Raw genomic sequence first — 18626 nt, 5'->3', positions numbered from 1 at the left:
TTCGAATTTGTGCCGTGACTGAACGGCAGAACTGAATCTGGCAGGAGTTTGCATTCATGAAGCCCAACCGCAGGGAAATTCTGAAGTCGATCGGAGGCGTCATCGGTGCCAGCGGATTGACGTTTTCGTCACCGACGCTTGTGGGTGACGACAAACTGCCGCGTGAAGCACCGTCTTCAAGTGGCACTGTCGGCTTGCCAAAGAATTGGCGATCGATGCGCAAAATCGATGTCCATGCACACGTGTGGCAGTCGCTGCATCTGCCAGATGCCGATTGGAGTGGCGCGGAGGACCTTGTTGAGGCGGCCGAAACGCTGGGCATCGAAAAGCTGTGTTGCTCACGCCCCATCACTGGCGGTGTGATGGCGGATACGGAAAAGGTGCGAGACGCCAACGATTCGGTCTTAGCGGCGATGAAGCGTTACCCGGACCGCATTGCCGGATTCTGCTTTGTTCAGCCGGGCAACGGCCCCGCCGCGTTAGCCGAAATCGACCGCTGTGTGGACGCCGGGATGATCGGCGTGAAGCTTTACAATCAGTTTAAGTATTCCGATCCGATTCTGTTTCCGATCGCCGAACGCTGCATCGCTCACAGGATTCCAATCATCGGCCATTCGGGGCATGTGACCGACGCTAAAACAAAAGCGTCGCAGCCTAACATTTCGGATTCGCTGGATTTCTGCATGCTGTCCGAACGCTACCCGGAACTCCTGCTGATTATGGCTCATGTGAACGGTGGCGGTGATTGGGAGTGGGCGATTAAGGCTCTTCGAGCTTGCCCCAACGTGTATCTGGATACCAGCGGCAGTGTGTTGGAAAGTGACACGATCGGCATGTGCGTTCAAGAATTGGGGCACAAGCGGATTCTGTTTGGGACGGATTCGACCATGGAAGGCGGCGTCGGAAAAATCCTTTCGGCCGACCTCACACCGACCCAGCGTGGAGACATCTTCTGGCGCAATCTGCAGCAGATTCTGGATCGGAGGTCCGCGTGATTATCGATGTTAACGCCTTTATCGGCCACTACCCATTTCGCAAACTCGCCGCGCGAAATGCAGAGCAGATGATCGAGCTAATGGACGCCAGCGGGATCGATCGAGCGGTCGTGTCGTCGCTGCATTCAGTCTTCTATCGAGACGCTCATCGCGGCAATGAAGAGTTGATGGAACAGATTCAACCGCATGGCTCGCGATTCATTCCCGTCGCCACAGTGAACCCAAAGTACGCCGACTGGCGTCATGATCTGGAAGAATGCGTGACTCGCTGGAAGATGAAAGCAGTGACGCTGGTGCCCGAACATCACGGTTACAGCCTGACCGATGATGACGGGAAGGCGGCTTTGAATCAGATTGCGGAATACGGATTGCCCGTCGTTCTGACGCAGCGGTTTGAAGATCGTCGGCAGCGTCATCATTGGGACGTGGCCAACGATTTGGACGTCGCGACGTTGACGACCGTCGCCGAACAGCATCCACGACTGAAGTTTTTGTTAAGCAACTGGACAGGGCTGAGTGGCACTCGGCTGGCGGCGGCTGGACTGAAAGGACGTTGTCTGATCGATTTCGCTCGGTCGCACGTTGTGTTGTTCAAATCGATCCCCAGGCTGATTGAGACGCTGGGAGTGGAATCGATCGCATTTGGTTCGCACATGCCATTTGACTACGTTGGCCCGTCACTGGTGAAGCTTGCCAACCTTGAATCTCTGCCACAGGCCGATTACGAAAAGATCGCCTGGCGCAACGCCGCCGCGTTCTTGAATGTCGACGTTTGAACTTCGTATTCCTTTTATCAACCACCCGGACAGGACCCTTGTGATGTCAACACCGTTTACTCGCCGTGGTTTCTTCGGCACTGCGGCCGCCGCCGGTGCCATGACCGGCCTGGTTGGTGAATCCATGCCAACGGCTGCCGCGCGTCCGGCTGATGCGAAGAAGGCAAATGTCGCGTGGCCCATCTGGGACAAAGGCGAAGAGGAATCTTTGCTGGCCGTTTTGAACTCGGGGAAGTGGGGCCGCACGAGTGGCGGTAAACACCTGCTGGACTTTGAGGCCGCGTTTTCAGAACGCATGAAGGCGAAACACTGCATCGCTACTTCTTCCGGAACAACGGCTCTGATGACGACGCTCGGGGCGCTTAACATCGGCCCTGGCGAACAGGTTATCATGCCGCCGTACACGTTCGTTGCCACCTTCAATGTTATCACCAACAGTTTTGCACTGCCTGTTTTCGTTGATACGGATCCGGCCACGTTTCAGATCGACCCGAAAAAAATTGCGGCCGCGATCACGGACGACACACGTCTGCTGCTGCCCGTACATATTGGCGGTTCGCCTGCTGATATGGAGGCCATCAATTCGGTCGCAAAGCAGCATGGTGTGAAAGTGATTGAAGATGCATGCCAGGCGCCTTTGGCAGAACTGCACGGTAAGCCCGTAGGGACTTCCGGGCTGGCGGGGTGTATCAGTTTTCAGGCCAGTAAGAACCTGACATCCGGGGAAGGCGGAGCCGTACTGACCAATGACGATGCGTTCGCCGATCAGTGTTTCGACTTCCACATGCCAGGCGGTCGCCGGAAAGGAGCGGACTTTGGTCGAGGGGCCAACTACCGACTCACACAGTTTCAGGCTGCACTGTTGTCCGTGCAGTTGGTGCGTCTGGAACAGCACGCGAAGACACGCGATGAGAACGCAGCCTATCTGACGGAAATGTTTAAGCAGATACCGGGGATTACGCCGGCAAGCCTCGTCCCAGGATGCACTCGCAGTGCGTGGCATTTGTACATGATGCGTTACGATCAGACGCAGTTTGCCGGGCTGACAAGAAGCCGATTTCTGAAGGAATTATCCAAAGCGGGTGTCCGCTGCAGCGGCGGCTATTCTGCCCTGAACAATAGTCCCCACGTGAAAGCTCTGGCCGAAAATCCGCACTACCAACGAATCTACGGGGCAGACACGATGGCGAAGTGGGTGGAAGCCAATCAATGCCCCGTCAACGACAAGCTCTGCGCTGAAGCGATTTGGTTTTCTCAGACGCAACTACTGGGCTCGCGAGCGGAAATGGAGCACATCGTCGAAGCCATTGACGGCATTCGAAAACGCGCGGGTGATCTTGTGAAGATAGGATAGGGTGGCTGGTATCTTGCTTTACGGTGCGTGCATGCAAGCGTATGATCGTGCTCGCCGACAATTCATCAACCAAGTGGGAGCTCATTAATGACGCAGTCGTCTCGCCGCCAGTTTGTCAAATCCACCAGCGTAGCCGCTCTTACCGCCGGGGTGATCCCGTGGTTTGCCCCTGCTTCCAGGGCCGCGACATTTCGCAGCGCCAATGATCGACCGGTCCTGGGCTGTATCGGCACAGGCAGTCGCTGGGGAGCCGTCGGACCCAACGCGTTGAAGTTCAGTGACTGCGTTGCCGTGTGTGATGCCGACGCCAATCACGCGGGTAAGGCGAAGGAGAGAGTTAAGGGCATTCAGGCGAAGCGGCAGGTCGAAAACGATATTGAAGTCCATGAAGACTATCGCAAAGTCCTGGACCGCAATGACATCGACATCGTCACCATCGTGACGCCCGATCACTGGCATACAAAAATCGCGATCGAAGCGATGAAAGCAGGCAAGGACGTCTACTGTGAAAAGCCGCTGACGTTGACGATCGACGAAGGTAAGCAGATTCGCAAAGTGCTGGACGAAACTGGCCGAGTGTTTCAGGTGGGAACTCAGCAGCGAAGCGAAATGGGGCTGAAGTTTCTTCACGCGGTCGCCCTCGTCCGCGAAGGTCGCATCGGAGACGTGAAGAAGGCCACGGTCGCGATCGGTGGTGCTCCAACCAGCGGCGAAATTCCCGAGGTCGACGTTCCCAAAGGTCTGAACTGGGACCTCTGGCTGGGCCAGGCACCTGAAGTGGCGTACCGCTTCAAAGAAAACGGCAAATGGGGCAACTCACGCTGCCACTACGAATTCCGTTGGTGGTACGAATATTCGGGCGGCAAGATGACCGACTGGGGCGCTCACCACGTCGATATTGCGTCATGGGCACTGGACGTGTGTGACACTGGTCCCACAAAGGTGGAACCGATCATGGCCGTGCATCCCGTCGAATTCAAAGACGGCCATCCATTGGATGATACTCAGTACAACACAGCCACAAAGTTCCACGTGAAGACAACCTTCGCCAATGGAGCGACTTTGGACATTCGTGAAAAGGCTCAGGATCTGGGCTTTGACAACGGCATTATGCTGGAAGGCACCGAAGGTCGTATCTTCGTCAATCGCGGCAAACTGACTGGCGCGGCGGTCGACGGGTTGAAGGACAAACCACTGAAGGAAGAAACGCTGAAGACGCTGTACAAGGGCAAAGAACCCGGCGACCACATGCGTAACTTCTTCGAATGTGTGGCCGACAGAACTCAACCGATCAGCGATGTGCATACGCATCACCGAGCCATGACAACGTGTCACCTTGCCAACATCGCAATTCGTCTGGACCGCACCCTGAACTGGGATCCGGAAAAGGAACAGATTGTCGGCGACGAAGCGGCCGCCATGTGGCAGGCTCGCGAACAACGCAAGGGCTATGAAATCGAAGTGTAGATTTGTTGCGAGCATCAAATCGGATTGCACAGGAGCCCGGTCAGGAAGAAGGCCGGGCTTCTTGCTCAATGGAAGGGGCTTGAATTGAGGCGCAAAGAGTCGAACCGGCTGGGCCTGACTTTGTTGTTGATCGCACTCGCGATCTGCGCCCAACCGGCCTGCGCCGACGAACGCGAGCAAAGGATCGATGCCGGTGTGAATCGCGCGGTGGCCTGGCTGGCAAAAGAGCAGCAACCGTCCGGTGCGTGGCCGTCGGAAAGTCATGGCGACCTGACGGCTGTCACATCAATGGCGGTGATGGCTTTTCTGGCGGCCGGGTATGTGCCGGAAGAAGGACCGTATGGTCGCCACATTTCCAAAGGTGTGGCGTGGATTTTGTCGCAGCAACAAAGCAACGGCCTGCTTGTCGGCAAGCACCGCAGCCACGGGCCGATGTACAGTCATGGCATTGCCACTTTGATGTTGGCGGAAGTGGCGGGGATGGTCAGCGGCGAACAGGCTGATCAATGCCAACGAGCGTTGGAGAAAGCCGTCAAGCTGATTATTGACGCTCAAAATTACCCCAAAAGCAGCCAGCACGATGGGGGCTGGCGGTACCAGCCGACCAGCGGCGATTCCGATTTAAGTGTCACCGCGTGGCAGCTTTTGGCGTTGCGAGCCGCCAAGGATATTGGCTGCGATATTCCCAGCCAGAACATTGATCGCGCGATTGAGTATATTAAACGGCTGCGAGTTCGTACGACCGGTGGGTTTGGCTATATGGGGTCAAGTGGAGCCACTGTGACTCGTTCCGGCTGCGGCATTGTGGCGTTGGAAGTGTGCGGTGAACATCGCACGGAAGAAACTCTGGCCGCCGCTAATTTGATTTTGGCTCGCCAACTAACCATTCAGGAAAGCTACTTCTTTTATGGAGCCTATTACTGCACGGTTGGCATGTACAAAGTCGGCGGCGACGAATGGCAGACGTCTCGCCCTTTCCTGTATGATACCATTTTAAGCATTCAGAATCCGACGGGGTACTGGAAACCGATTGACGGCAGTGAACGTGGAGCAGGAAGTTCGTACGCCACGTCAATGGCCATTCTGGCACTAACGGTCGAATACGGCTACCTGCCGATCTATCAGCGTTGAGGTCTCGATGTCGCACTTTGGAATCTTTTTTGCGCCTGTTCCTGAGCTGTTTTGGTCAGCGTATTCGGGCGAGCCGTTCTTCAAGTGCATCGACTGTGAGGTGCCGCTGGCGGAATCGAACGTGTATGTCGTCCAGAAGCGGTTTGTGGGGGGCGAAGCTGTCTTCGAGATGGCAATGTGCGAGCGTTGTCGCGAACGAATGACGCAGGAGTATTCGGAAGAGACCAAGCAGAACATCACCGAATACATGAGCACTCAGTTTCTCAGACGCGCGGAAGACGGGCTGGAAGACACCGAAGAGCCTCAGGTGATCGAAGTCAGCGAGATTGAAGATCCGGAAGACGGTCTGGCGCTACTGAATCGCTGCATTGAAGAGTGCCTGATTTGCGGCACCGAACGCAAGGACTGTCACCGCTATTCGCTGGCGGGACTGTGCAGGCTGGACGAGATTGTGGCTCAAATCACGCCGCTTAGCCGCACACCGCTGATGGTGTGTGAGAAGTGCGAACGCGGCATGGCCGATTTGGTTTCGCAGCAGACGCGCGATTCGTGGGACCGATTCGTCGAAGAACACTTTGACGGCCCGCCCGGCGTCGAACAGGATTCGCCGGCCAATTATCCCATGGCGTTTTGACGGCTGGATTAATTGCGGCGCCGCAGCGTTTCACATTGACGCATGACTGCGGTCAACGCTTCTTGTCGGACGTAAACCGCGTCAAACGAGCCAAAGCCACCGGTAGGTAAAGATCGAAAGCTTCAGCTTAGTTCGTGCTGCAGACAACCGGTCAGGTCCGGGTGGTCGTATTTAAAGCCAGCCTTTTCAAGCTTCTTCGGAACCACACGGGTGCTGGCCAGCAACAGAGCTTTCGCCATTTCTCCGAGGGCGAGTTTCGCGGCGAATGCCGGCATCGGAATAATTGTCGGGCGATTCAGGACTCGGCCAAGATCCTTCGTGAACTCGCGGTTTGTCGGAGGGTGAGGGCTGACAGCATTGACCGGGCCGGACATCTCTTCGTTGTCGATGCAGAACGCGATGATTCGCGTTAGGTCGTGCAGGCCAATCCAGCTCCAATACTGAGTGCCCGGTCCGACAACTCCGCCTGCTCCCAATTTAAACGGCAGCAGCATTTTGGCGAGTGCTCCACCTTTGGGGCTTAGCACCATCCCGATGCGAACGTTGACGACGCGACAACCCAACTCCGCCGCAGCGTCGGCTTCCGCTTCCCATTCTTTGCAGACGTCCGGCAGGAACCCTTCACCCGGCTCAGCAGATTCCGGCAGTTCCATACTGCCGCGGTCACCGTAGTACCCAATCGCCGACGCGCAGATAAACAGCTTGGGGCGTTTCTCGACCGACGCCATGGATTCCACAAGGCTGCGAGTCCCGTTGACTCGGCTATTGCGGATGCGCCGTTTCACTGAATCGTTCCAACGGCCGGCCGCGATGTTTTCACCGGCCAGGTGCACGATGGCGTCCACGGATTCGAGACGGTTCGGATTGGTTAAACCGGATTCCGGATCCCACCGTATGGTGTCGTCGTAGCCGCCGCCGTCGCTGCGGCTGATGGCTATCACAGACTTGCCGGATTCGCGAAGGCGATCTGCCAGAGCTGAACCTACCATTCCGGTGGCTCCGCTAATGGCGACGGTTTGAATTTGAGATGAATTGCTCATGTCACTGTATAGACCTTCGCCAGAACGTTTCAACTCAAATTATGACCGCTGGAATTCCGGGTCATCGACCTTCTTCAGGACCAACGACACATTGTGCCCGCCGAAACCGAAGCTGTTATTCACCGCGTACTTGACATCTTTATGGATCGACTGGTTTGGAACATAGTTCAAATCACAGTCCGGATCCGGCGTTTCGTTATTGATGGTGGGCGGCAGCAATCCGTGAGTCAATGCCATACAGCAGGCCGACATTTCCACGGCACACGCTGCTCCGATCATGTGCCCCAGCATGCTCTTGATAGAGCTGATCTGCAGCTTCTTCGCGGCGTCACCGAACACCGTCTTCAACGCGACGGTTTCCATGTTGTCGTTAAGCTTCGTGCTTGTTCCGTGAGCGCTCACGTAAGTTTCATCGGCGATGTCGGCGGGGTTTAAGCCGGCCGCCTCAATGGCCTGATTGATGGCGACGATCGCCTTGCGGCCTCCCGGATCCGGTTGCACAAGGTGATACGAATCGCTTGTCGACGAACCGCTCAGCACTTCCGCCCATGCCTTGCCGCCTCTCTTTCGCAGGTGCGATTCCGTTTCGAAGATCAGAATGGACGAACCTTCTGCCATAATGAAGCCGGATCGGTCTGCGTCGAACGGCCGCATGGACTGTTTTGGCTCGTCGTTTCGATTGCGACACATCGCCTTCATGTTGGAAAACGAAGCAATGCCAAGTCGAGTCAGCGAGGCTTCCGTTCCACCGGTCACGACAAAGTCGGCTTTGCCATTGCGCAGATAATCAATCGAATCGATCATAGCGTGGCCGGACGACGAACACGCGCTACTGGTGGTGTAGGCGGTGCCGTGAATGCCGAAAGCCAGGCTGATGTTGCCCGGTGGAGCGTTCGGCATCAGCATTGGGATCGTGAACGGGCTGACTCGGGAAGGCCCCTTGGTCAGAAGTCGTTCCATCTGAAATTCGTAGGTTTCCAGGCCCGCCAGACCGGCGCCAATAATCACGGCAGCACGATCGCCGTTTTCGGTGGTCGGCAGGCCTGCGTCTTCCAGCGCTTCATGAGCGGCGTAGACGGCAAACTGGCTGGCGCGGTCCATCTTTTTGGCCGCGACCAGATCGTTGACGTTAATCCGTTTGAGATCCAGGTCGGATACTTCGCCGCCAATGTTGACTGGCAGGTCTGTCGTGTCGTGCAGCTTGAGTTTATCCAAGCCACAGTAGCCAGCCGTGAGGTTCTTCCAAAAAGTGTCTCGATCGTTGCCCAGACACGTGGCAAAACCCATTCCCGAAACAAAAATACGTTCCATATCGTCTACCGAATGTCCTGCTGCGGGCCGGCCCGCACAACAAATAAAACAACGATCGGAAAGGCAAAACGCGTTCCCGCCAGCGTCGGCTGCCCGGCAGCCGGTTTTCACAGGTGTACTACACCATACGCCGTCGAACCTGCAACTTCACCAGCCCGCAAAAAGCGGGGATCGGCCGGTTTTTGTGACGTTTCCGTGGGTTGGGCAATAATCGGAGCGGTGAAAAAGTGCCGCAGGTCCGGTTATGGGCGACTTTCCCCATAGAGCCGGTGTTCGTGGACAAACGCTTCGACGGCTCGCGGGACCATGAACCGCAGGCTGCGGCCTTCCTGAGCGCGTTTGCGAAGGTCTGTGGCTGACAGATCGGCCCCGGGCATTGTCACCACGCGAATGCCGGAAGCAATTTTTGCTCCGACCCAATCGACCACCTGCGCCTGGTCGGGAGCTGGAAAACCGGGGCGATTGACGGCTACCACCGTCGCCAGTTCCGTGATTCGCTCCGGTTCCCGCCAGCCGGGCATGTCGCGCAGGGAATCCGCTCCCATCAGAAAGAACAATTCGGCGTCCGGTAATTCCGCCGCGAATTCGGTCAGCGTGTCGACGGTGAACGACGGGCCGGTGCGTTTTAATTCTCGCCGATCGATTGTGTATTCCGGGTACCCGGACACCGCCAGCTTCAACATGTCGGCTCGGGCATGCCCGTCCGTAATTTTTGCATCGGTTTTGTGCGGCGGGCTTCCGGCGGGCACGAAACGGACTTCATCCAGTCCCAGTGCTTCGCGGCACGTTTCCGCCAGCAGCAGGTGTCCGTAGTGAATGGGATCGAATGTCCCGCCGAAGATTCCGAGCCTCATGTCCGCCGCCTTCCGTGAATACGCATGAATACGCAAAAGAGCCGGAACAATCCGGCTCGCGTGGGAAGGTTATCGAACGAACAAAGCGGCGTCACGTGAGCAGCTGGAAGCGCCTACCGACGACTCTCAGCACCCACGGCTCGCCAGCGAGCTTCCTGCTGAGCGGCTCGTGAATTGGTTCGGTGCGTGATCGGGTCATCACCGGCTGGCGGAACAGGTTGAGGGTTCAGGTCCATTGGGATGGACAGATCGTTACCTGGGACTGGCAGTGCATCGCCACCGGTCGGAGGCTGCGTCGGTTGTGGCTGGATCACGTTCGGTGGTGGAATCTCTGGCACTGGTTGCCCCGGCAAGACAGCCTGTCCCGCGTCGAAGTTTTCTGCGTCGAGGGCTCCTGGCGTTGAAGGACGAGCTTCGTTGCCGAGTGATTCCCAACTGTTGGCACCAGCCTGGCCGACGAACTCCATCGGGCTCGTTTGCAGCTTGTGAGCGTCCCATGCCTGAGATCTCGCTTCAGCTCGCATCATCGCGATCGGATAGGCGGCTGGATGCCAGTTACCTTCTGCAAGATGGACGCCGTTATCCGTCAGCAACGTTCCCTTGCGGAACTTCAAATCGGTGATCGCTTTGTTGTACGAAATGATGCTCTGCATGTAGGCCTGTTCGGCGTCTCGGTGCTGAATTTTTGCCTGCAGCAACAGATTGAACAGTTCCGGGCTGCCGTATTCCTGGTTCTTGACCTGTTGATCAGCCAGGAAGACATAGTCCTCAGACTTTTTGATCCGGCGAGTCGTGCTGTCGGCGAGTTCATACCACCGCTGCATTTCTCGCATGGCTTCGGCCAGTTCGTACGCGATTTCTCGTTCCTGTTCGCCCAGCATCGCTTTGGCTTTGCGAAGTCGCATTTCATAGTTGCTTTGCTGAATGCGAGCCGTCCGCAGGCCAATTGGCACTGAGAATTCAACGCCAATGTCCCAGCCTTCGTTTTGTCCGCTGCCAATGTCGCCGCCCAGTGTATTGCCGCCGCCGTAGGCTCGATTGCCCAGTCCGTTGCGACGGTACTGAGACACCATGTCCAGGCGTGGGCGAGTCAGGCTTTCGGCCGCTGTCAGCTGCAGTTCCAGACTCTTGATTTCCCATTTCTGCCGTCGCAGCTCAACGCGGTGAGACAGTGCTTCCTGTAGAGAAGCTTCCCACATCGGATTCAGTTCTGCTTCCGTTGGTGGGTCGGCGGGGTACAGGAAGGTGTCGTCGTTTAGCGGCAGATGACATAGACGGCGGAGTCGAGCTTCGGCTCCCAACACGTCTGTTAACGAACCTCGCAGACGAGCTTCTGCCTGGAAGATCTGAGATTCCGTCTGCAGAATCGGCACGCCGCTTTCGTTGCGGCTCTTCAGGAAGTTGCGGTATTCGACCAGTTGATCGAACGCATCTTTTTCAGATTCATACAATCGCAAAGCCAGGTCCAGATCCCAGTAGCGTTGTTCAACGTCGCGGACCAACGTCAGGACATTCTGCTCGAAATTTGTCAACGAAATGTCGTTGTTGATTCGCGAAATCAAGACACCCTGAGAAACGCCGGAGACACCGCGAAGACTCTGGTTTTGAGGACCCGCGATCCGGTTGAATTCCACGCCTGAACCCGCCAGCAGCGGTTGCCTGATGCGAGCCTGAACCAGTCCTGAATACGACGACTGGAATAACTGAGTTCCAGGGGTACGGTTGTTGCCGTCATAGTTCAACTGGTGTTCGAGCGATACGGTACCACCAGTCACCAGAGGTTTCTCAAGCCGAGACTGGTACGACATTGTTTCCTGCGTCAGTGTTCCACCAGGCAGGATTCCGCTGTTGGCGACGTTTTGAGGAACTTCGTCGCGGCCCCAGGTAATGCTGGTGGTGGCCAGAGCGTCAAAGTCAGCCAGGGCTGCCTCGACACCTCGGTTACCAAACAGGAAGCCCGTATTTTGAATGGCCGGATCAAAGATCGAAGCCGCCTGTGCGGGGCGCGACAGAATCGGATTGCCGGGCGAACCAAACGACGCGTCATCCAAAATCGCAGCAGATTCTGCCAGTGCGAGGCGGATGCATTCGTTCAGCTTGATTTCTCGTGGAGTGGCTTCTTCCGGACTGCGGATATTTCGCGGCGCGTTGAAGAGTAGAGGATCAGTTGGTTCTTCGGATGTTTCGACGGGATATTCGATGGCCGACGCTTTATCGACGTAGTAAGACAGCCCGTCGTCGTTTGGCCATAAATACTGAAGGCGAAACGGACCGGCCGCGCATCCCTGCAGTAGCATGGATGCCAGCAACAACATCGCTGTCATTCTGGTATGCGGCTTCTGCACTCGACCTGTCCCCCAGCGGCGGAGTCTCCGCCAACCTCTGCAAAGTTCACACTTCCTGACAGCCAGCACCCGCTGGTTGCCACTCGACCTGTCATTGCCACCTGTCCGTTTTACGGGGCTATATCCCCGTCCCGGCACGCGGCACGACAAACCGTCATATCCGATATCGTCAGATCGACCGCCAAACTTTGCTTCAATGGAATAACTGGACCAATCGCTTATATCGCTAAGGTTTAACACGCCGATTCTGCTGGTTCACAGACCGCCCTTGGGGGAAATTCCCGCTACATACTGGGATCGAACCTGCCACAGGTTTAGACTTCCTCTGGAACGAAGCGTGCCGTGCTCGAATCGACTTCGTAAGCGCCAATGCAACGCTTCTCAGCGGCAGTTCGAATGGATTGAGGCACTGGGCTTTCTCAAACATTGGGCCGTCGAAATTGCGGGGCGCATATTCCTGCTCACGACGATGCCAGGCTCGCTACCACCAGAGGTACACACCACATGTTTTGCCGACCGCTGATGCAACGTCTTCGTTCTGTGCTCACGCAGGAATCCGCCCGTCGCCGCAAGCGAGTGCCCCAACGCGGCATTGAAGTTCTGGAACTGCGGACGCTGTTGGCCGCTGTTTCTGATGACAACGGCACTTTGCAAATTGAGCTGTCTGAAAACGAACAGCTATCGATTGTGTCTCAAGGAGACAGCTACGCTCTGGCTTCTGATTCGAACAACTTTACGGACGCTGGCGTCGCGGACGCTGCTGCCTTCGCTGGCTTCGGCACCAATTCGCTGATTTTGAACGATCTTGCGGCCTACTCATCGGTTCACATCACCGACAGTGCTTCAGGGGCCTCGCTGCGTTTCAACGACAGCGGCAGCCACGCCTATCAGCATTCGTTTGCGGTCGACCTGACCGGTGAAATCGCCGGGGACCAGGCCGTCGGGTTTGAAGGAGCCAGTCATTTTGGAGACTTCAATCTGGCGATTGCCACTGACAGATCCATCCGTTTGTTCGACGGCAGCAGTCTGACCACCAATGACGGCGACATTCAGCTTACCGCACTGAACGAAGGCGATGCCTCAGGCGATCTGCGAGGTATTGGCCTGGATAACGCAGCGATCACCAGCACAGGCCAGGGCCAGATCCTGCTGACCGGAACCGGCACCAGCGCCGGACCAGCAAGTGACTTTAGGGTCGGCGTTTGGCTGGAGAATGGCTCAGTCATTTCATCAACCGCGACAACGCCCTTGGCTGGCACGATTGCCATGAACGGACTCGGAGGGTCCGGCACACGTCGCAACAACGGAGTGCTTATTGAATCCGCTTCTACCGTTGCCAGCGCCGCGGGCGACATCGTAATCACGGGCGATGGCGGTCAAGGAACTGGCAATTCGAATTACGGTGTTGTGATTCTTCAGGCTTCAATCATCGAATCCACGGGGACTGGGGATGACGCGGCAGCGATCTCGATCACTGGGACTGGTGGCGATGCGGTTGCTTACAACATTGGCGTACTGATGGACGGAAGCACCAGAGTTTCAAGTGTCGACGGCGACATTTCGGTCGTCGGGGCCGGTGGCAATGGAACGGAAAGTTCCAACCGAGGCGTCCACCTTTCCAGCGCGGCAGTGGTGGAATCAACGGGCACCGATTCGAATGCGGCCACCATCACGATTGATGGCACCGGCGGTAGCGGGACAGAAAGCAATAGTGGAGTGAGACTGTCCAATGTCTCGGAAGTAAACAACCAGCCAGCAGAAATCCGCAGCGTTTCCGGGGCGATTTCTGTGACGGGCCAAGGGGGCGGCAATGGCACTGGCGATATTAATCGAGGACTCGACATTCAGGGGCGAATTTCATCGACGGGGACAGGTGTCAACGCTGCTCCGATCACGATCGCAGGCACTGGCGGAACAGGAACGACGCACAATCACGGTGTCATCGTCTCTTCGGCAGAGGGCGAGGTACTTACGTTGGACGGGGCCGTCACCATCTTCGGAGCCGGAGGTGATGGGGATGATCGAAACGAGGGAGTGAAACTGCAGGGCCCGGCCTTAATGTCCACGCGGAACGGCGACATCGTGATCACGGGGCAGGGCGGGACTGGAGACGGCGATTTCAATCGAGGCGTTTACCTCTTAATGGGTGCCACGATTCAGTCGACGGGCACAGGCCCAAATGCAGGTGACGTCGTTATCACCGGAACAGGCGGTGCCGGAGACGCTAACAATCATGGCGTTCAAGTCGCGAGTTCTTCCACAATGTCCAGCGTTAGCGGCGATATTGAGATTACAGGCACTGGAAGCGGCACCGGCGCTAACAATTACGGCGTGCATATCACCGATGCGTCCTTGATTGAGTCCACGGGAACAGGATCAGACGCCGGTGCTATCGCTATCACAGGAACCGGCAGTTCCGGAACGAACTGGAATTTGGGACTCGCAATGGGCAGCGACGCTTCAATCCGAACCGTCGACGGAGACGTCGCACTGTCCGGGCAAGGGGGACTGGGGTCGGGTGACAGTAATCGCGGAGTCAGTATGAGCGGATTCGGCGTGATTGAATCGACCGGCACTGGCGAACATGCGGGTGAGATTACGATTGACGGTCGCGGAGGGACGGGCACTCATTCCAACCTTGGCGTCTTGATCAATGGTGAAACTTCGCAAATCACCAGTCAGGATGGGGGCGTTTCACTCACCGGGACGGGCGGCGCGGGCGACGAAATTCTTAACAGCGGCGTTTGGCTAAGCGCACCGGTCGAATCACAGGGAACGGGATCAATCGACATCGTGGGTATCGGTGGTAGTGGCAGCGATTCAAGCCGAGGAATCACTGTGTCCGGCGCAGCGACCGAGGTTAGCGTTGCTGCCGGTGCCATTACAATTGCAGGAACTGGCGGCAGCGGTGACGGCGGCAATAACGGTGGCGTGCAAATGACTAACGGAGCGACAATCAATTCGACCGCGACAGGGGCCGAAGCGGGGGCGATTACTGTCACTGGCACGGGCGGCTCCGGTGCCGACTGGAACAACGGAGTTACCTTTGGATCAGGCACGGTCATTCGCAGCATCAATGGTGACATCGATTTGCAGGGAACCGGAGGTACTGCTACGGGTTCAAATAACCATGGCATGCATATGGAAAACTTTGAGATCATTGAATCGACGGGCACGGGAGTCCATGCCGGGACAATTACCCTCACGGGAGTCAGCGGGACCGGGGCGGCAAACAATGGCGGGCTGGTCGTGCTCGGGAGTTCGCCGCTAATTCGGACTTTCGACGGAGATATTACGCTGTCTGGGGAAGGTGGAGGGACGACTACCGGCAATGCCAACGGTGGGCTGTGGCTGGCCGCGACTGTCCAGGCGTTGGGGACGGCAGCCATTGATATTGTTGGATCGGCCGGAACAGGAACCGTTGCTGCTGATTTTCTCAGCGGCGTGGACATCGCGGGGACAGGCACCGTGATCCTGTCGAATTCAGGCCCCATTACGATTACAGGAACCAGCAGCAATACGCCCGGCGACTTTCATCACGGCGTAACCATCCACAACGAAGTGACTATCGTTTCGACCGACGGCGACATAACTCTCACCGGAGATTCACGAAGCGGCTTGAACAGTCATGGTGTGAGCTTGAGGGGCGATACGACGTCCGGAGCCAAGGTTTCTTCAACGGGTTCGGGGAATGTTCACATCGCTGCTGCTGCTGCTGCCGGAACCGTGGATGCTTTGCATCTCGGTGAAAATACGGTCCTTGGACACTTGTTGTCGACGGGAAATATCAGTCTCGTCACGGACACGATCGACATCCACCCCGCGGCGATTATTCAGTCAACAGGAACATTCGAACTTAAACCACGACAGCCGGGACTGCCTTTGTCGTCCATCAGCCTCGGAGGCGCGATTGCTGTCGGTTCGCCAGACTTGAATCTCACCGATGCGGAATTGGCGACGCTTCAGCCCGGCTTCACTTCTATCACGATCGGGACACCGGGACTGACGAACGCGGAATCCGTTGTCGCGATCGACACCGCAACTTTTTATGATCCAGTCTCCATCTTCGGCGGAACTTTTCGCGATGAGGCAGGCATCGACATCACAGCTCCGGCCGTCACGGTCAGCGGGGCAATGACTCCCGGCCAGCCAACAGGCAAATTTGATGTCGGTGGTGATCTGCGACTTGATGACGGATCGACGTTATTGATTGAAGCGGCCGGCAACACACCGGGTGAAGGTGGCGGGTTCCACGATCAAATAAGTTCGACAGGGCGAGTCGACATCGGGGCAAACGTTTCTCTGCAAACGCGATGGATTCCGACATGGCACGCCGAAGCAAACGACGTACTGATGATTGTTAGTCGCACCGGCGGCTCCGGAACGTTTGCCGGTCTGCCCGAAGGAGCCACTCTGCCGGAATTCTTCAACGCCACGATCAGCTACGTCGGTGGCACTGGTGATGACATCGTCCTGACTTTGCCTGACATGATTCCGGAAACGGAAGTCCTGGATCTGTCTGGCCTTGGTTCGAAAGGCGTCACCGTTTTCGGGGCCGATGCTAGTGATCAACTTGGGCAGTCCGTAAATAGCGCCGGTGACGTGAACGGCGACGGCATCGACGATTTTTTGATCGGCGCGAACAAGGCCGATTCCGTCGGTAATCAACGTTCGGAAAGTGGTGAGGCATACCTGATCTACGGTAGTGAAGATCTGCCGGAAACGATCGATCTGGCGAATCTCGGTGACCGCGGTGTCATCATTCACGGAGCCAACCTGGGGGACATCACGGCTCATTATGTCGACGCGGCTGACATCAACGGCGATACGTACAGCGACATCATTATCGGAGCGCTGGGAGGTGAAAGTGCCTACGTTGTCTTCGGAGGACCGGATCTGCCGAAGTCCATCGATCTTGCCAGCCTGGGATCAGCAGGAATTACGATTAAGGGTTCCGATCTGAACGATCTCACCGGCAACCCCGTTGCTGAGATCGGAGACATCAACGGCGACGAATTTCCTGACTTCGCTGTAGGCGCGATCTGGGCAGATTCCGTCAACAATGCTCGGGACAAGGCGGGCGAAACGCATGTCATTTTTGGCGGCAGCACGTTGCCTCAGACGATTGATCTTGCCACGGCAACGTCGGGCGTGATGCGAATTTTTGGCGCTCAACAGGGCGATGAGTCCGGAGTGTCAATCGCGGGGCTCGGCGATGTGAACGACGATGGCATTGACGACCTGATAATCGGAGCACGCTATACGGATGGTCGCGACGACAACACGAACCGGGCAGGCGAAAGTTACATCATCTACGGTAATCGTTCGCTCCCGGCGTCGATCGACCTTGCAACGGATGGAGCCGCTGATGTGACCATCTATGGCGTGGATGCTCACGATTTCTCGGGGCACTATTCACGTGGTGGAGGTGATGTGAATGGCGATGGGCATAACGATATTGTGATTGGTGTCGTCGGAGCAGATTCGAAAGACAACACGCGATTGAACGCTGGAGAATCTCACATCATTTTCGGTGGCCCCGGACTGCCAGCTACAATTGATCTGGCAACTCTGGGCGCTGCGGGAGTCACGTTTTATGGAGTCGATGCCGGCGACGAAAGTGGACGCGACATTGACATCGTCGGCGACCTGAACGGAGATGGCTTCGATGACGTCGCCATCAGCGCGCGCGGTGGTGACGGAGCCGTAAACCAGACCGGGGGCGCTGGCGAAACGTACGTCATTTTTGGCCGTGCCGTGTTCCCGCAAACACTGGACCTGCGTGTACCAGGAACGGCCGACCAGATCTTGTTTGGCATCGACGCAGGTGACGAAAGCGGCATCATGGTGCGTGGTGCCGGCGATGTGAATGACGATGGAGTTGACGATCTCATCATCGGTGCTCGGTATGCAGATTCTGTCGGGAACGGTCGCCTGGATGCAGGTGAAGCCTATGTTGTTTTCGGCGTCTCACCGAACAGTTCGCCAGGTGACGTCGATGGCAGTGGCGGTTTTGATGCCAATGATACCTTCCTGATTCATCTGACTCAGCTTTCCGGCACCGACGTTCAAATCGATCAGTCGAAAGGCAGTTCGCCCCTCACGGCAACTCGGATTCGGGACAACATCGCGGCCCTGGATCCTGCCGCCGACGTTGATGGCGATGGAGACTTCGACGCCAACGACTCGTTTCTGATCCACCTGGTCAAGCTGGCCGGCACGAATGTTCAGATTGACCAGTCCAAGGGCAGCAGCTTGCTGACAGCTGCGGAAATTCGAGCCAGAATCAACGCACTTGGCAACAGCGCCAGCGGAGACAATGCCGGCGGAGACACTGGCAGAAACATCAGCCGAACGGCCGGTCGTAAAATTCAGGCGTCGTCGGACGAAGTTTCCCGCGAAACGGTTTCCCCATCGACAGCACGACCATCCGCCGACTTCGCAGCCACTTCACTGCCTACGAAGAACCAAAGTGCGGAACAGGCTTCAAGACTTTTCGGACAGTCAGAAGCCGGTTCGCAGACGCTCGAACCATCAAGTCCAAGCGACGCCGAAACGGTTGCCACCGACTCGGCGTGGGATAGCTCTCGCAGTTGGCTGGACGCAATTCTAAGTGGCAGTTGACCGCGTCGCGGTTCGAGCAGTTTCCGTTTTGTTATTGACGGTTTGGGCTCGTGGGAAACGGCCTTCATCGTCCCAAACGCTTGTTCCTCACGCGC

General features: G+C 56.8%; 11 protein-coding genes. 7 read left to right on the top strand and 4 right to left on the bottom strand.

Annotated features, from left to right (window positions below):
• Positions 1 to 56: 56 nt before the first annotated feature.
• From Fuma_RS17755 to Fuma_RS17730, 6 genes are all read left to right on the top strand, one after another.
• Positions 57 to 995 (top strand): amidohydrolase family protein, encoded by a 939-nt coding sequence (locus tag Fuma_RS17755; protein WP_077025306.1) that lies wholly within the window; start codon positions 57 to 59, stop codon positions 993 to 995.
• Positions 992 to 1771 carry an amidohydrolase family protein gene (locus Fuma_RS17750; protein ID WP_169929123.1) on the top strand — a complete coding sequence of 260 codons (780 nt, stop codon included), beginning with the start codon at positions 992 to 994 and terminating at the stop codon, positions 1769 to 1771. Before Fuma_RS17755 ends, Fuma_RS17750 begins: the two co-directional genes overlap by 4 nt.
• A gap of 43 nt (positions 1772 to 1814) precedes the next feature.
• A complete protein-coding gene (locus tag Fuma_RS17745; protein ID WP_077028383.1) occupies positions 1815 to 3125 on the top strand; it encodes a DegT/DnrJ/EryC1/StrS family aminotransferase in 1311 nt (436 codons plus the stop codon).
• Between the two features lie 87 nt (positions 3126 to 3212).
• Positions 3213 to 4592: a Gfo/Idh/MocA family protein gene (locus tag Fuma_RS17740; protein WP_077025304.1), complete on the top strand. Its 1380-nt coding sequence runs from the start codon at positions 3213 to 3215 to the stop codon at positions 4590 to 4592.
• An 84-nt stretch (positions 4593 to 4676) separates the two neighbouring features.
• Complete coding sequence (locus Fuma_RS17735; RefSeq protein WP_077028382.1) at positions 4677 to 5723, top strand: prenyltransferase/squalene oxidase repeat-containing protein; 1047 nt, start codon at positions 4677 to 4679, stop codon at positions 5721 to 5723.
• A 7-nt stretch (positions 5724 to 5730) separates the two neighbouring features.
• Positions 5731 to 6357, top strand: coding sequence for a hypothetical protein (locus tag Fuma_RS17730; RefSeq protein ID WP_077025303.1), 627 nt, complete (start codon positions 5731 to 5733; stop codon positions 6355 to 6357).
• 122 nt (positions 6358 to 6479) lie between these two features.
• Here the strand turns inward: Fuma_RS17730 and Fuma_RS17725 are convergent, their stop codons facing one another.
• The 4 genes from Fuma_RS17725 to Fuma_RS17710 all read right to left on the bottom strand — a co-directional run bounded on the left by Fuma_RS17725 (position 6480) and on the right by Fuma_RS17710 (position 11886).
• Positions 6480 to 7397 (bottom strand): TIGR01777 family oxidoreductase, encoded by a 918-nt coding sequence (locus Fuma_RS17725; protein WP_077025302.1) that lies wholly within the window; start codon positions 7395 to 7397, stop codon positions 6480 to 6482.
• Positions 7398 to 7436: 39 nt separating this feature from the next.
• The gene (locus tag Fuma_RS17720) at positions 7437 to 8708 is read right to left on the bottom strand and encodes a beta-ketoacyl-[acyl-carrier-protein] synthase family protein (protein ID WP_077025301.1); all 1272 of its coding nucleotides are present in this window, start codon (positions 8706 to 8708) and stop codon (positions 7437 to 7439) included.
• Positions 8709 to 8950: 242 nt separating this feature from the next.
• Positions 8951 to 9562, bottom strand: coding sequence for a nicotinate-nucleotide adenylyltransferase (nadD, locus tag Fuma_RS17715; RefSeq protein WP_077025300.1), 612 nt, complete (start codon positions 9560 to 9562; stop codon positions 8951 to 8953).
• A 113-nt stretch (positions 9563 to 9675) separates the two neighbouring features.
• Entirely contained in the window at positions 9676 to 11886 is a 2211-nt protein-coding gene (locus Fuma_RS17710; RefSeq protein WP_077025299.1) for a TolC family protein, read from the bottom strand.
• A gap of 525 nt (positions 11887 to 12411) precedes the next feature.
• On the opposite strand from Fuma_RS17710, the gene Fuma_RS17705 reads away from it, so the two are divergent.
• Entirely contained in the window at positions 12412 to 18531 is a 6120-nt protein-coding gene (locus Fuma_RS17705) for a beta strand repeat-containing protein (protein ID WP_077025298.1), read from the top strand.
• Positions 18532 to 18626 lie beyond the last annotated feature (95 nt).

The sequence above is a fragment of the Fuerstiella marisgermanici genome (assembly GCF_001983935.1).
GTDB lineage: Bacteria > Planctomycetota > Planctomycetia > Planctomycetales > Planctomycetaceae > Fuerstiella > Fuerstiella marisgermanici.
Note: the sequence above shows the minus strand (reverse complement) of the source record. Positions and strands in the feature narration are given on the sequence as shown.